This window comes from Mucilaginibacter sp. P2_D11 (assembly GCF_056404435.1).
Genome location: NZ_JBFUEA010000002.1, coordinates 208138 through 222928, shown reverse-complemented (window position 1 = coordinate 222928; position 14791 = coordinate 208138). Strand labels below are relative to the sequence as shown.

Here is a 14791-nt window from a genome sequence, read left to right as displayed (position 1 = left end):
TAGCCGGGGCTGCAATATTTTATTTGTTTAATTATTAATAGCCAGGGTTTTGAACCAGCTTAGGGTTAAGTTTAATTTCCTGCGCAGGTATAGGGTAAAGCCTGCGGTTAACATCCTTGTTCATGGTAAGCACATCGTTTGGCAATGGATACTCCGTTTCAAACAGACCAAAACGGATCAGGTCGTTACGGCGCCATCCCTCCCAAGAAAACTCGCGTGCGCGCTCATCCAGTAAACCAGGCAGATCGATACCAGCAACGGCCGGCGCGCCGGCGCGGGCACGGATCTTGTTTACCAATACATCCGGCGTTTGCAATTCGCCGTTAACAGTAGTAGCTGCAGCTCCGCGTAAAATGGCTTCGGCTTTCATCATCATTACATCGGCTAAACGGAAAACAGGCACGTCGTTTCCGTTTAAACGAGTCGCTTGTATAATGCTTGGGTCGGGATAATATTTTAAAGAACGAACGCCTTCCGACTGGCTGGCGATGGTGTTACCCAAATCCATAGGCTTGCCGGGTACCAAAGTCAGTTTTGGCTCAATGTAAATTTGAGTAGTTGTACCTGGGTAATATACAGGTTGTGTTGTAAAGCCACCGCTACCGTCAGGTGCAAACTGCGGGCCGGCCAGCCATGTTTTTGCACGTACATCACCGGGTAAGTTAAAGCGGTTGTAAAACTCGGGCGTGGTGCTCATGGCTATACTCAGGCCTACATTAAAGCCGTAAGCATTCACCAGGTAATAAAAGAAACCAAAACGGGTGAACTGGTTACCCGGTATTTGCTGATCATAAGGGATGGCGAATATCGTCTCTTTTATCTGCGGACCATTGTTCGGCAAAAATACGTCGCGAAATTTGGCATCAAGGCTATAGTTGCTGTTCTTTAAAACGCTATCGGCCATGGCAACTGCCTGGGTATATTTTGCAGTACCTGTATATACCTGCGCATTTAGATACATTTTCTCCAATAGGGCAAACACCATGGCTTTAGTTGGGCGGCCATAATAAAGTGTTGCGTTTGCATCTGTTTTTGCAGGCAATTGCTGTAAAACGCTTTGCAGTTCGCTTTCAATATATTCAAAAGCTTTTGCACGGGTTTGCGTGGCTGGTTGTGTAGCCACCGGAAACTCGGTTATCAGCGGTATGTTACCATAAAGGTCCATCATAAAGTAGTTGTAAAGGGCACGCATTGCTCTTACTTCTGCAATGGTAGCTGCCTTTTTTGCTTCAGACGATGGCGAAGCATTTACCAGGCTGATGATACGGTTACAAGTATTTACACCGCCAAAACCCCATTGCCAAATGGTAATAACATTGGGGTGATCAAATGTCCAGCTGTGGTAGTGCAGCTGGCGGTATTGGCCGCCATCGTCAAAGTTACCATCGCGGGCCGGTAAAATAGCTTCATCGGTAGAAAGCTCCTGCATGCGCCAGTAGGGTACAGCATAGTTGGAGGATAGGTTGGAGTAAATAGTACCCAGCAAGGCGTTATAATCCGCATCGGTAACCGGGAAGTTTGATTTAACGTACTGCGACTCTACCGGCACATCTAATTTGGTGCAGGAGTAGGTGCCGGCAAGTACTGCAATACCGGCAAATAATATAAATATCTTTTTCATCTGTATTTATGGGATATGGTTGTTTAAAATGAAGCGGTTATGCCAACACTAAACGTGCGGGTTTTGGGATAAAAATCTTTATTATCGATGCCCGGAGTTAAGCCGCCGATATTGATCTCCGGATCAACGCCGCGGTATTTGGTTATCACAAAAATGTTATTGCCGGATAGGTACAGGCGGATGTTCTTGATGGCTTTTACATTCGGCCTGATGGTATAGCCTAACGTGGCGTTGTCTAAACGCAGATAAGAGCCACTTTCCAGGAAACGATCCGAAACGAGGTAACCATTAATATCTTTAAACGATTCGCCCAGTGTAAACCGCGGGATATTCTGGAATTTAGAATCGGCAGGGTTGTTTAATGATGCAAGCGTAGCATTTAATATTTGGTTGCCGTAAACACCGCGTACCAGGAAGTTGAAATCGAAATTTTTATAGTTGAAACTGTTGCTCCACCCATATATCAATTTTGGTTGCGCATTGCCGGTGATACGCTGATCTGTTGTTAGCGGCTGTGCAGCAGTGGTACTGCCATCTGCTTTTTGATAAGTACTTACGCCATTTTCGTTTTTGCCTAAATAATGCCATAAGTAATAAGTACCAATGGCATAACCCGGCTGAATAACCTGGCTATAGTTACCAGATTGGCCTTTACCGCCTAATTGAGCAGAGTATATGTTATTTACAGCAAACTGGGTGTTTGACAAACTCTCTACTACGTTTTTATTATGCGATACGTTGAACGATGTGCGCCAGGTAAAGCTTTGCGATTTTACAGGTATAGCGTTTAAAACTACCTCGATACCGCTGTTTTTTATTTTGCCAACGTTAGCCGTTAGCAAAGGGTAGAAGTATTGGGTAGTAGATACCTGATAGGTATAGATCAAGTCGGAGGTTTTTTTGATATAATAATCTACTGAACCGGTGATTCGGTTGTTTAATAAACCAAAATCTAAACCGATGTTGGTAGTGGCGGTGCTTTCCCATTTCAAGTCGGGGTTGTCGTTACGTACCGGGCCGATAGGGTTGGTGATAACGCCATTATTCAGGAATTTACCACCGCCCGGAGGGATACCATATATCAGTTGTGCTGTAAATGCATCAAAACCTAAGCTGTTACCCGATACACCATAACCCGCACGTAGCTTCAGATCGCTGATAACTGGTGCTTTCTCCATGAACTTTTCGCTGATGATCCTCCAGCCTACAGAAACTGCAGGGAAGTACCCATGGCGCTGGTTGATACCGAATGCCGATGAACCATCTTCCCTTAGGGATGCCTGTAACAAGTATTTATTATCATACTGGTATTGGGCACGGCCGTAGTAGGATATCAACCGTAACGTAGAGATGTAGTTGGGATCGAACTTGATTTGAGACAGGTTGCTTGGGTTGGAAAGGAACAGGTTATTAAAAGTTAAATTATCGTTAGAGAAACCTTGCGTTTGCACGCCAAAGCCATCATTGGTGCGGTCTTGCTGGTAAGAGTAGCCACCCAATAATTTAACCGAATGCAAGCCGAATTCCCTATCGTAGTTTAAGTAAGCTTCTACTACATCACTGGTGTTTTTGTAAGCGGTACGGTTAGCAACACCACCCAAACCTACCGCCAGGCCCGATTTGCTATTGTAGTAAGTGTTTACGTTGTTTTGATCTTTCTGGGTAGAACCATTTAAGGTAAACTTCAAGCCTTTTAATATATCCACCGATGCAAAACCATTTACAAGGGTTTTATTATTATCGGTTTTGATGAAGTTATTATCAATTAACGATAGCGGGTTTAATGTACCGCTGCCTGTACGGGCAAAGTTTTCCTTATAGCTGCCGTCGGGGTTAAAGGGGCTTACCGTTGGAAGGTAAAATAAAATCCCCGGCAGTACCTGGCTCTGATAAATATCGTTGCTTTTTGTTGCGCTATTGGTGAGGGTTATGCCCAGTTTTAGCCTGTCGTTAAAAAAGCGCTGGTTTATGTAGCCTTTAAAAATGGTACGCTGCAGGTCGGTGTTTTTTAAAATACCTTTATTTTCAAAATAGTTAACGCTTGCGCCATACTCTGCGTTATTGCCCGCGCCACTGTAAGAAAGGTTGTGATTTTGCGAGTAACTTGTTCTCTCGGCCAGTTTTTGCCAGTTGGTGTTAGAGCCGTCATCATCTAATGGTTTGGCTAAAGGGGTCACACCATTATCGGCTAAATATTTGCGCAATTCGTCGGCAGTTAAAACATCAATGTTTTTTGATATTTTCTCTACGGCACCGTAGGCGCTGTACGTTAGCCTTGTTTGGCCAGCCCTTGCTTTACGCGTAGTAACAATAATTACCCCGTTTGCAGCACGCGAACCATAAATAGCGGTTGATGATGCATCTTTTAATACATCTATGCTTTCAATATCAGCAGGTGCCAGCAGGTCTATAGAAGCACCCGGTACGCCGTCAATCACATAAAATGGCTGCTGTGCCGCACCCTCGCGTAAGGTAGATGGGCCACGTAAAATTGTGGCGGGTTGTTTGTTTGGGTCGCCGCTTTTGGTAATGTTTAAACCGGCAACTTTACCCTGTAATAACTCTGCGGGCGTAGTTAAAACGCCGGCGTTAAAGTCTTCTGCTTTAACAGAGGTGATGGCGCCGGTTACGTCTCTCTTGCTCGATGTACCGTAGCCAATAACAACAACATCCTTTAGTTGCTTCGCATCAGGCAATAAAGTAACGTTAAGGGTGTTATCCGCACCAACTTTTACCTCTTTTGGCTGGTAGCCAATGTAACTGAATTTTAAAGAAACGATATTGCCCGAAACCGTCAAGGCATAGCTGCCGTTTACATCCGTCATGACGCCGGTATTAGTGCCTGCTATAACTACCGAAACGCCGGGGAGCGGCTGGTTTTTTTCATCGGTAACGTTACCTTTTACGGTACGCGCGGTTTGTGATAACGCCGGCGATACGCTGAATATAATAGCGCAAAGCAGCAGTACCCATTGCCTCGAATGATAGCTTGTACCATTAAAAAAGCGCTGGTAAATTTGTTTCATAAATAAAATGATAATGGGGATGCAGGACTTCTATTAAATTAAATGCAAAGTAAAAGATACTTTATTATCAAAATATCAACCACTCGTTAGTATATTGATATCATTTGCAATTCACGGCTTGTTAAATTCCCAAAAAGCCACGCGCGCTTAACACACCGTTAATAAAAAATTAACGGTGAATGCAGAATATACCTCCGTATTTATAATAACACTTTGATAAAAATTACTTTACATCATTTTTGTAGTATTGCCAGCTAATGTCACACAGGCGTTTATAAGCTTATTGGCTATATCATGTTTAAAAACAACTTTACAAAAACCCCTATTCGGCGTACGCTCTTTTATATAATCCTGTTTGTTGCCGGTCTTTTTATTTGCAACCCTGTATCGGCACAGTCACCCGGCAAAAATCCCTGGGCTATTAAAGACGTTGGTACCCTGCCCCCTATCAGCAGCCTTACGAAAGGTATTTGGCTAAAAGGCGAACTTCATATACACTCCAGCCACAGTAAAGAATCTTCCAATAATTCAGTTGAAAAGATCTTAGCGTTCGCACAATCTGTTGGAATGGGCTTTATTTGTATTACTGATCATGATAACCATGTGGATGGCGATGTTGCGCATAACACCTGGACCGATCCGGAATTTAAATCAGATTCTGTGCTGTTATTATATGGTGCAGAATTGACAACCACCCGCGGACATGCCAATGTATTTTCGGCAAAACCCTATAATCATCAGTTGCTTTACAACGTGCGCGACCAACGGGACACCGTAATAGGCAGGATAAAAAGACAACTTGACATTCACCTATCTGCTAATCATCCAAGCGGGAAAGACAATTTTGGATACTCGTACGATTTGGTTAACTCCATAGAGGTGTGGAACTCGGTAGTTTGGAGCAAAAACGCCAACGCCATCATGATTTGGGACGATATGCTATCCTCGGGCCGTAAGCTTACCGGCAGGGGCGGAAGCGACGCGCATCACGGGACCCCGGATTCGCCCGACAAAACAACAGCCAATAGCGGCCAGAGAAACGCCAATTATGTAGGCACCCCAACAACATGGGTTTTTGCTAAAGAGCGCAGCTCGCAGGCGGTGATAGATGCGCTTACAAACGGCCGTGTTTCTATCAGTTCAAACCCGTATGCCCCCCGCGTTGAATTTTACGCTGATATTAACGATGACGGAAAAATGGATATGATGATGGGCGATAATGCTAAAGCGACGGGCAAGCCGGTTACGTTTCGTGTTCAGCTTACCGGGGCGCACATTCCAGAAGGTACGTTTACCATCACCGTAATTAAGGATGGCGGCAAATTCGGCACTTTTGAAACCAGCGGAAAAATACCGATGATACAGTTTACAGATACCCCAAAAATACTTGGGCGCACTTATTACCGCGTAACGGTGGAAGGCCCGGGCACGCCTTATCCCCAGGTTCCGGGAGCGATGACCGTAAATGGCAATATGGTAGGATTATCAAACCCAATATACTTCAATTTCGATCCGAATTTTTAAAGTGTAACGTGTAAAAACCTATGCCTTAAGGTGAATCTGCCTCGCAGCCTCCTCATCCTTTCTATACAGAATAGTTGATAGCACTTAAGAAGCGACTTATTTAAGGGAAAGTTCTCATACTCCGTTTTTTTTTAATAAAAAATGATGATACGTGTCATCCTGATCTTGAAAATCCGCTCCAATTTCATCGACGGTAGTGATAGGGTTTCTATTTTCAGGCAGGATTCGTATGTGTAAATATTGAAGATCTATTTATGGAATGCGTAATATAAGATCCCGGTAAGAAGTTTGTTGGTTAAAAAGCATTGCCTGGCACTGATAATATCACCCCCTTTTACGCCCCGTTCGCAGGAGTTGCTGGTAATATTTTTTTATCAATAGCATCCCCAGCCCCTTATCCTGGTTGGTTACTAAAAAAAGCCGGACATGCTTTGTTTCAATTAAGCACTCTTTAACCCATAAGAGATGACTTGCATAGGGAATTTCGGCGCTGTCCCCCATCCCCTTCCGAGCTTCAGGACGATTATGTAATTTTCTTTAGCAATAAAAAAACGTACTAAAACACACGGAAACTGTTAGACCTATGTTAAACCCAATAAAAAAGGACTCAGATTTTTCAATCATAAGTCCTTAACTTTCAAGTCGGGATGAGAAGATTCGAACTTCCGACCTCCAGCACCCCATGCTGGCGCGATACCGGGCTACGCTACATCCCGAACTTTTTAAAACATTTGCTGTGTTGCCGATGGCTTATCAGCTTCCCGAACAAATGGATTGCAAATATAAGAATGTGTTTAAATTTGCCAATACATTCTGTTCATCATATTTCGTTATCTTTAAATAATCGTTACCTGTTCCATGGCATCAACTAAGTTTATCCGCTTTGCTTTCGCGGCCTTAATGGCCTTACCGCTGTTCATCTTTTCCTGCAATGATACGCCCACCATCCACAAATTGTGGAAGTACAAAAAGACCGAAGCACTGAAACCCGCAGCAAAAGACACCACCATGCATCGCGATAGCATAGACCCGGGCTCTTTCGACCTGCGCAACAGCACCGTCCTGGTAAATACAATAACTCGCCCCGAGCCGAAGAGTTTTACCGTGCCCTATCAGATAGAAGACAGCCTGATCGTAGTAAACCCGGATACCCGCATGCGGCATACGTTCAAGATAGCGAGCCTATCGGAAACCGAGCTAACGCTGATCCCGCAAAACGAGCGTGGTGGTGCTGTTGCCCTTATATTTGAGGCTGCCGAAGAGGAATAAAATGCCTGATTGTAATAAAAACGGCGCAGTGTATTAAAATAAGCCTTATTTTCGTTTATCCTGCATAAGTGTAGCTTAGCCACATTGTATATGACCCCCAACGAGAATTACGGTGTGCTGATTGATAAGATCGACACATTTATACGTAAATACCATTATAACAACCTGCTGCGCGGGCTGATATTTTTGGGCGCGGGTTTGTTTTCGGCTTATGTGGTTATTGCCCTGGGCGAATATTTCGGCAACTTCAGCAGTACGCTACGCACCATCCTTTTCTACTTTTTTATTGTACTCAACTTGTCACTGGCCTGTTGGCTGGTGCTGCCGCCCTTACTGGCCCGCCTGCAATTGGGCAAAACGCTTACGCACCAGCAAGCTGCGGAAATTATAGGCAAGCATTTCAACGATGTAAACGATAAGCTGCTGAACACCCTGCAGCTAAAGAAACAGGCCCTGGAAAACGCCGAACACCGCGACCTGATAGAAGCCAGCATCAACCAAAAGATAGAAACGCTGAAGCCGGTTAGCTTTCCATCTGCCGTAAACATCCGCGAGAACAATAAGTACCTTAAGTACATAATCCCGCCGGCGGCCATTATCTGCATCCTCGCTTTCGCGGCACCATCTATACTTACAGAAAGTACCCGGAGGCTCATCCGCCATAACGAATATTTTGCGCCGGTTGCCCCATTCCAGTTCGAGGTGATGAACAAGAGCCTCTTGGCCATACAAGGCGAAGATTTTAAGCTGGAACTAAAGCTATCCGGCGATAAACTCCCTGCCGATGTTTATATAGAAACGGCCAGCAACACTTTTAAGCTGGATAAAGAGAACATCAGCCGTTTTCACTACCTGTTCAGCAATTTACAGCAGAGCACCTCTTTCCGCTTATCGGGTAATGGCTTTAAATCGGCCCTTTATAACATAACGGTAAGCCTTAAACCTGTTTTGCTACATTTTGATGCGGAACTGAGCTACCCGGCATACTTGCACAAAAAGAACGAGACCATCCCCAACGCCGGCGACCTTACATTGCCCGCAGGCACGGTGGTAAACTGGGCTTTCCATACGCAAAACGCAACGCAGCTGCTTTTCAGGCTTAATAACGCTGCCTTTAACATCTCTCAATCGGCCCCCGGACTGTTCCAGCATCGCGAACGCATACTCAAAAACACCACGTATGCTGTAAGCCCCCTTAACAATACGGTTACACGCAGCGATTCGGCCGGTTATCGAATCAGCGTAGTTGCCGATGAAGCACCCGCGATAGAGGTACAGGAAAAACCCGACAGCGTCAGCCTGAAAGCCTTCTACTTCAACGGGAAGATACAGGATGACCACGGGTTTTCTTCGCTTACGTTCCATTATAAAATCGGCGAAAAGGGCGCAGAAAAATCGTTCACGAAAACGGTTAAAGCAGATTTATCTGCAACACAAAGCGGCTTTTTCCATTTCTGGGATTTGAAAAGCACCGGCATAAAACCCGGCGATCAGGTTACCTATTATTTCGAAGTGGCAGATAACGACGGCGTTAATGGCCCAAAAACAACCCGCTCGCCCGAACACGTTTTATCAGTGCCCGATGCTGCCGCGTTGGCAGAGCAATTGGATGCCGGCTCGCAGGCCCTGAAAGACAAAATGGCATCGGCAGCCAAATTGGCCATGCAGATAGAGAAAGACGCACAGAAACTGAACCAGGCTCTACTGGATAAAAACACCCTGAGCTTCGACGATAAAAAGCAGGTGGAGCAATTACTGCAAAAACGCAAGGATCTGGAAGAGTTGCTGAAAGATATACAAGCCGACAACAAAAAGAACCTGTATAACCGCAAAGAGGGCCTCAAGCAAACTAACGAGCTGCTGGAAAAGCAAAGGCAAATCGAAGACTTGTTCAACAACGTGCTCGACGATAAAACCCGTGATATGCTGGAGAAGCTGCAGCAACTGCTTAACGAGGACCAAAAAGACTCTACCCGCGACGAGCTTGGCAAAATGCAGCAGGACAATAAATCGCTAAAGAAAGAGCTCGACCGCATGCTGGATCTTTATAAAAAGCTCGATTTTGAACAGAAACTCAACACAGTGATAAACCAATTGGAGGATCTATCTAAGGAACAGCAGGGATTGGCAGATAAAGCACAGGATGAGAGCCTGATACAAACCAACCTGCAAAAACAGGATAAACTTAACCAGCAGTTCCAGCAGATAAAAAAGGCGCTTGACGATTTGCAGAAAACCAACGATGCCAACGGTAAAAAGGAAAACTTCGATAACCCGGAGGAAGAGAAAAAATCGATAGACGAGCAAATGGGCCAGGGCAGCGAAAACCTTAAAAAGAATAACCGCAAGCAAGCCGCCAAAGCACAGCAATCTGCAGCGCAGCAGATGAAAGATTTAGCCAAAAAAATGCAGCAGGAAGAGGAGGAAGGCGAGGACAGCCAAAGCGCTGTGGATGCCCGGCAACTGCGCGAGTTGCTTAAATCGTTGGTGAACAGCTCATTCGGGCAGGAAAAACTGATGCAGCAATTCCGCGGCATGAGCCCGACCGACCCTAACTACACCAAGCTTGCGCAAAGCCAAAAAGACATCAGAGATAACCTGAAAACTGCCGAGGATAGTCTGTATGCCATAAGCCGCCGGGTACCGCAGATACAGTCGACTGTGAATAAGGAGGTTACAGCCATTAACTCCATGATAGATCAGGCACTGGAAAAGCTGGGCGACCGCCGCACCGCCGAAGCCATACGAAGCCAGCAATTCGCCATGACATCTATGAACAACCTGGCACTGTTGCTAAGCGAGGCATTAGATCAACTACAAAAGCAGATGAACAAGGGCGGCAAGGGCAAAAGCGGGCAACCATCGTTATCGCAGCTAAGCAAAATGCAGCAGCAGCTTAACCAAAACATGCAAAAAGCCCGCGACCAAATGCAGCAGCAGGGCCAGCAACAAGGTAAAAAAGGGCAGGGACAAGGCCAGGGAATGAGCGAGCAACTGGCCCGCATGGCCCGCGAGCAGCAGTTCATAAGGCAAAGCCTGCAGCAGCTAAACCAGCAAAATAATAAGGATGTTAGCGGTAAACCGGGCAATTTGGATAAAATTGCAAAAGAAATGGAACAAACTGAGATTGATCTCGTAAACAGGAAAATTACCGATGAAGCACTAAAGCGGCAACAACAGATACAAACCCGCCTGCTGGAGGCCGACAAAGCCGAACAGCAACGCGATCAGGACCCAAAAAGGGAGGCCCGTGCCGCTACCGACATGCCCCCCGGATACATAAAAGCTCTGCAAGATTACGAGCGGATAAAAACAAAGCAAACAGAGCAGCTGAAAACTGTTCCATCGGCACTAAATTTGTATTACAGGCAAAAAATAAAACTATACTTTGATCAACTTAATGCTAAATGACATGGAGCAGCCAAACGTTCAGGCGGGGCAATTATATACATTGCAGCTTCCATCTAAGTACGAAAGCATAACGCAGCTGGAGGCTTTGATAGAGGAAATTGCTGATAAATACCGCGTTAGCGACGATACCTTTGCCAACATGATGACCTGTTTAAACGAGGCTGTGGTGAACGCTATTGTACACGGCAACAAGCTCGACGAAAGCAAGACCGTTATAGTAAATGCCGATGTAGAACCCAAACGCGTAATATGGACAGTTACCGACCGGGGAAACGGGTTTGATTATAACACCCTGGCGGACCCAACAGCGCCTGACAGGCTTGAAGAGCTTACAGGCCGAGGCGTATTCATCCTGAAACATCTTGCCGATCAATGCATATTCAACGCCAAAGGCAACGAGGTGGAACTACACTTTAAAATATAATGCCTGCCATAAATTTCTTTGAAGAGGGCATCAGCTATAAGCTAAAAAACAAAACCGCTGTACGTAAATGGATTACCGAAACCGTTGTGGCAGAGGGCTATAAGCTTGATGAGCTTACCTATATTTTCTGCACAGACGAGTACCTGCTACAGATAAACCAGCAATATCTTGATCATGATACCTACACCGATATTATCACCTTCGATAACTCCGAAGAGGATGGCGTAATAGTCGGAGACATTTTTATTTCGATAGAACGGATAAAGGAAAACGCCACCAAATTTTCGGTAACTGAAGCACGGGAACTGCACCGGGTAATGATACACGGAGCCCTGCATTTATTGGGCTACAAGGATAAATCTGCCGCCGACAAGAAAAAAATGACATTAAAAGAAGACCAATATTTGGGTACACGCAGCTTTTAATGCTACTTTTACCTGTAAATTAGTCATATCCAATTTTTTAACCAATGAAAACACTTGCATTAATACTTACGCTGATGTTCGTAACGTCGGCTCCCTCATCTGTTTATGATTTCAAACTGAAAACCATCGACGGGAAAAAATTCTCGCTGGCTAAGTACAAAGGCAAAAAGGTGCTTATCGTAAACACCGCCTCAAAATGTGGTTATACTAAACAATATGCTGATTTACAGAAACTTGCCGATCAGTACAAAGACAAACTGGTAGTAGTAGGTTTCCCTGCGAACAACTTTGGCGGGCAGGAACCAGGCACCAACCAGGATATCAAGGCTTTTTGCCACGATAACTTCGCGGTTACTTTCCCTATGAGCGGCAAGGTGAGCGTTTTAGGTTTGGATATCGACCCATTGTTCCAATACCTGACAACCGCCGATAACCCCGATTTTAAAGGCGATATCAAGTGGAACTTCGAGAAATTTTTGATTGACGAGAACGGCAAGCTGATACACCGCTACCGCTCTGCTGTAACCCCGTTAGACCCACAGATTACCAGCGCTTTATAATACTCAACGCTGTATTTATAAACGAAAAGAGGGGCAAATTGCCCCTCTTTTCGTTTAGGCAGAAATCCGGGAAAATCTTTAAAAATCCGAGGATTTCTTAAAAAACCGGTGTTAATTCTGCTTTGCCCCGGCTTTTTTCTTCGCGTCTAAAAGATCTTCTTTGGCCTTGCGAATCGAGTCTTGTTTTGCCTTGGCGGCCTTCTCTTTTTTCTTGAAGAAACCCCTCAGCAGGAAGTTATGCTGTGCAGCCTTAAGGTCTTCGTTGAGGGTGGCAGTGGTGGCGTGAACACCTTTCATGGTGGTTTGGGCCTGGCGCACGGTGCCCTCCAGATCGCGGGCTATTTTATCGTTGTTCAGCAGGCGGCCAATGCTGCCCTTGCCGTTGTTTACTTTTGCTACTATATCCGCCAGGTTGCTGGTGAGTACTTCGGCGTTATCGGCTACCCGGACCAGTTTGTTGAAAACCCTGTCAACATCCATCGGGTTTACCGAGGCCAGCTCATTACCTTCGCCAACTTCTTCGGTGCTGTTTACGCCGCCGGGGGCAATCACTACCAGTTTATCGCCCATCAGCCCGTCGCTACCGATGCTCATCCTGGAGTCTTTTTTGATGAATTTCTTTACCGATTTATTCAGGCTAAGGTCAACCCTTACCGAGCTATCCGTAACGATGTTGATGCTCTCTACTACACCTACATTGATGCCGGCAAAACGCACGTTATTGCCTACGGTAAGGCCGTTTACGTTCTTAAACGTGCCATATACACTGAACGTAGAGTTGAACAGGCTTTTTTGATTGCCGATGAAGAATACTGCCAACAGCAGTATCACGAAGCCTATTATGGTGAATACGCCTATCTTTATTTTTTGTGATGATGTGGTTCTCATGTTGTTTCGTTAAAAAATGACCTTACCAGTTCGTCGTCCGAGTTATGCAGCTCGTCGAACGTGCCCTCGGCTATATATTCGCCATCGTTCATGATCACCAAGCGGTCGCCGGTTATTTTGGCGCATTCCATATCGTGGGTAATGATGATTGACGTCGTTTTGTATTTCTGTTGCATGTTGAGTATCAGCTCGCTTATCTCGCGCGAGGTGATGGGGTCTAAGCCGGTGGTAGGCTCGTCATAAAGCATTATTTCGGGCTTTACGATCATGGTACGCGCCAGACCTACGCGCTTGCGCATGCCGCCGGAGAGGTCTGATGGCATTTTATCAATCGCGTCGAGCAATCCTACGCCATCCAGCACCTCTTCTATCCGTTGGTCTATCTCTGCCTTGTCCTTCATTTTTAAAACCCTTGTAAGCGGGAATTCGAGGTTTTCGCGCACGGTCATCGAATCGTACAAAGCCCCGCTTTGGAACAGGAAACCTACCCGGGTACGTAGTTTTTTTAACTGTCGTTCGCTCATTTTGGCAACTTCATCGCCAAATACCTTTACTGTGCCTTCATCAGGATTTAGAAGCCCCACGAGGCACTGTATGGTTACCGATTTTCCCTGCCCCGATTTGCCCAGCACTACCACGTTCTCGCCCCGTTTTACCCGCAGGCTTAAATCGCTCAGTACCACATTATCGCCGAATGATTTGGAAATGTGCGCGATATCTACCACCACCTCGTCGGGGTTGTGCTTTGGTGCGTTGTTGCTTTGTATCTGCTCTGCCATGTTACCTGTAAAATAAAATACTGGTGATCTGTACGGCAATGGCATCTATCACGAATATCCACAGCGAGGCCGTAACCACAGCCGAATTGGCGGCCAGGCCAACGCTTTCGGTGCCTTTATTGGAGTGGAAACCTTTATAACAGCCTACAAAACCTATCGCGAAGCCAAAAAACACGGTTTTTACCATGGCGGGTAAAAAGTCGATGAATTCCAGGGAGGAGATACATTTATGGAAATAAAGCGAAAAGCTGATATCGTCTGTAAAGTTTAAGGCGAGAAACCCGCCAAATAAACCTATCACATCGCCCATCAGGGTCAGGATCGGCACCATAATACTGGTGGCCAGTATGCGGGTAACCACCAGGTACTGCATGGGGTTGGCGCCCGATACCTCCATGGCGTCTATCTGCTCGGTAACTTTCATACTGCCCAGCTCGGCACCAATACTGGATGCGATTTTACCCGCACAGATAATGGCGGTAATTACAGGCCCCATTTCGCGGATGAAGGATACAGCAAGCGTTTTCGGCAACATGCTTTCGGCACCCATATCAACCATAGAGGGTCGCAACTGCAGTATGAGCACCAGGCCCATGATAAATGAAGTGAGGCCCACCAGCATGAACGATTTGTAGCCAATTTCGTAGCATTGGCGCACAAATTCCTCCCACTCAAAGCCCCCCGTGAAAATATTGCGGACGAAACGGCTGAAGAAAACGCCCTGTTCGCCAACGCTTTCCATCCATTTTTTGTATCCTGTTAATGCCTGTCCTTCCATAAAATCCTAACTGCTTGCCAGTTATAAACAATCTGTTTGGTAAAAGTTTGCATAGCCGGTTGATTTAATTAGAAGTTAAAAGAAAG

The 14791-nt window shown here is 45.7% G+C and carries 11 protein-coding genes and 1 tRNA gene; 6 read left to right on the top strand and 6 right to left on the bottom strand.

All coding sequences use genetic code 11. From position 1 onward, the window contains the following. Positions 1–34: 34 nt before the first annotated feature. Both AC1DXC_RS03940 and AC1DXC_RS03935 read right to left on the bottom strand, forming a co-directional pair. A complete protein-coding gene (locus AC1DXC_RS03940) occupies positions 35–1621 on the bottom strand; it encodes a RagB/SusD family nutrient uptake outer membrane protein (RefSeq protein ID WP_477457833.1) in 1587 nt (528 codons plus the stop codon). Positions 1622–1644: 23 nt separating this feature from the next. Further along, complete coding sequence (locus tag AC1DXC_RS03935) at positions 1645–4647, bottom strand: SusC/RagA family TonB-linked outer membrane protein (protein ID WP_477457832.1); 3003 nt, start codon at positions 4645–4647, stop codon at positions 1645–1647. 294 nt (positions 4648–4941) lie between these two features. On the opposite strand from AC1DXC_RS03935, the gene AC1DXC_RS03930 reads away from it, so the two are divergent. Then, entirely contained in the window at positions 4942–6171 is a 1230-nt protein-coding gene (locus AC1DXC_RS03930; RefSeq protein ID WP_477457831.1) for a CehA/McbA family metallohydrolase, read from the top strand. A gap of 642 nt (positions 6172–6813) precedes the next feature. Here the strand turns inward: AC1DXC_RS03930 and AC1DXC_RS03925 are convergent. After that, a tRNA-Pro gene (locus tag AC1DXC_RS03925) sits at positions 6814–6887 on the bottom strand. 142 nt (positions 6888–7029) lie between these two features. On the opposite strand from AC1DXC_RS03925, the gene AC1DXC_RS03920 reads away from it, so the two are divergent. From AC1DXC_RS03920 to AC1DXC_RS03900, 5 genes are all read left to right on the top strand, one after another. Then, positions 7030–7440: a hypothetical protein gene (locus tag AC1DXC_RS03920; protein ID WP_477457830.1), complete on the top strand. Its 411-nt coding sequence runs from the start codon at positions 7030–7032 to the stop codon at positions 7438–7440. A 90-nt stretch (positions 7441–7530) separates the two neighbouring features. Then, a complete protein-coding gene (locus AC1DXC_RS03915) occupies positions 7531–10851 on the top strand; it encodes a DUF4175 family protein (protein WP_477457829.1) in 3321 nt (1106 codons plus the stop codon). Between the two features lies 1 nt (position 10852). Beyond that, positions 10853–11275, top strand: coding sequence for an ATP-binding protein (locus tag AC1DXC_RS03910; RefSeq protein WP_477457828.1), 423 nt, complete (start codon positions 10853–10855; stop codon positions 11273–11275). Beyond that, positions 11275–11700 carry an rRNA maturation RNase YbeY gene (gene ybeY / locus AC1DXC_RS03905; protein ID WP_477457827.1) on the top strand — a complete coding sequence of 142 codons (426 nt, stop codon included), beginning with the start codon at positions 11275–11277 and terminating at the stop codon, positions 11698–11700. The genes AC1DXC_RS03910 and ybeY overlap by 1 nt, the downstream gene beginning before the upstream one ends. Positions 11701–11744: 44 nt before the next feature. Further along, positions 11745–12260, top strand: coding sequence for a glutathione peroxidase (locus AC1DXC_RS03900; RefSeq protein WP_477457826.1), 516 nt, complete (start codon positions 11745–11747; stop codon positions 12258–12260). A 111-nt stretch (positions 12261–12371) separates the two neighbouring features. Here the strand turns inward: AC1DXC_RS03900 and AC1DXC_RS03895 are convergent, their stop codons facing one another. The 3 genes from AC1DXC_RS03895 to AC1DXC_RS03885 are packed head-to-tail and all read right to left on the bottom strand — an operon-like array spanning position 12372 to position 14705. Further along, a complete protein-coding gene (locus AC1DXC_RS03895) occupies positions 12372–13148 on the bottom strand; it encodes an MlaD family protein (RefSeq protein WP_477457825.1) in 777 nt (258 codons plus the stop codon). Then, positions 13145–13927 carry an ABC transporter ATP-binding protein gene (locus AC1DXC_RS03890; RefSeq protein ID WP_477457824.1) on the bottom strand — a complete coding sequence of 261 codons (783 nt, stop codon included), beginning with the start codon at positions 13925–13927 and terminating at the stop codon, positions 13145–13147. Before AC1DXC_RS03890 ends, AC1DXC_RS03895 begins: the two co-directional genes overlap by 4 nt. A gap of 1 nt (position 13928) precedes the next feature. Then, positions 13929–14705 (bottom strand): MlaE family ABC transporter permease, encoded by a 777-nt coding sequence (locus tag AC1DXC_RS03885; RefSeq protein WP_477457823.1) that lies wholly within the window; start codon positions 14703–14705, stop codon positions 13929–13931. Positions 14706–14791 lie beyond the last annotated feature (86 nt).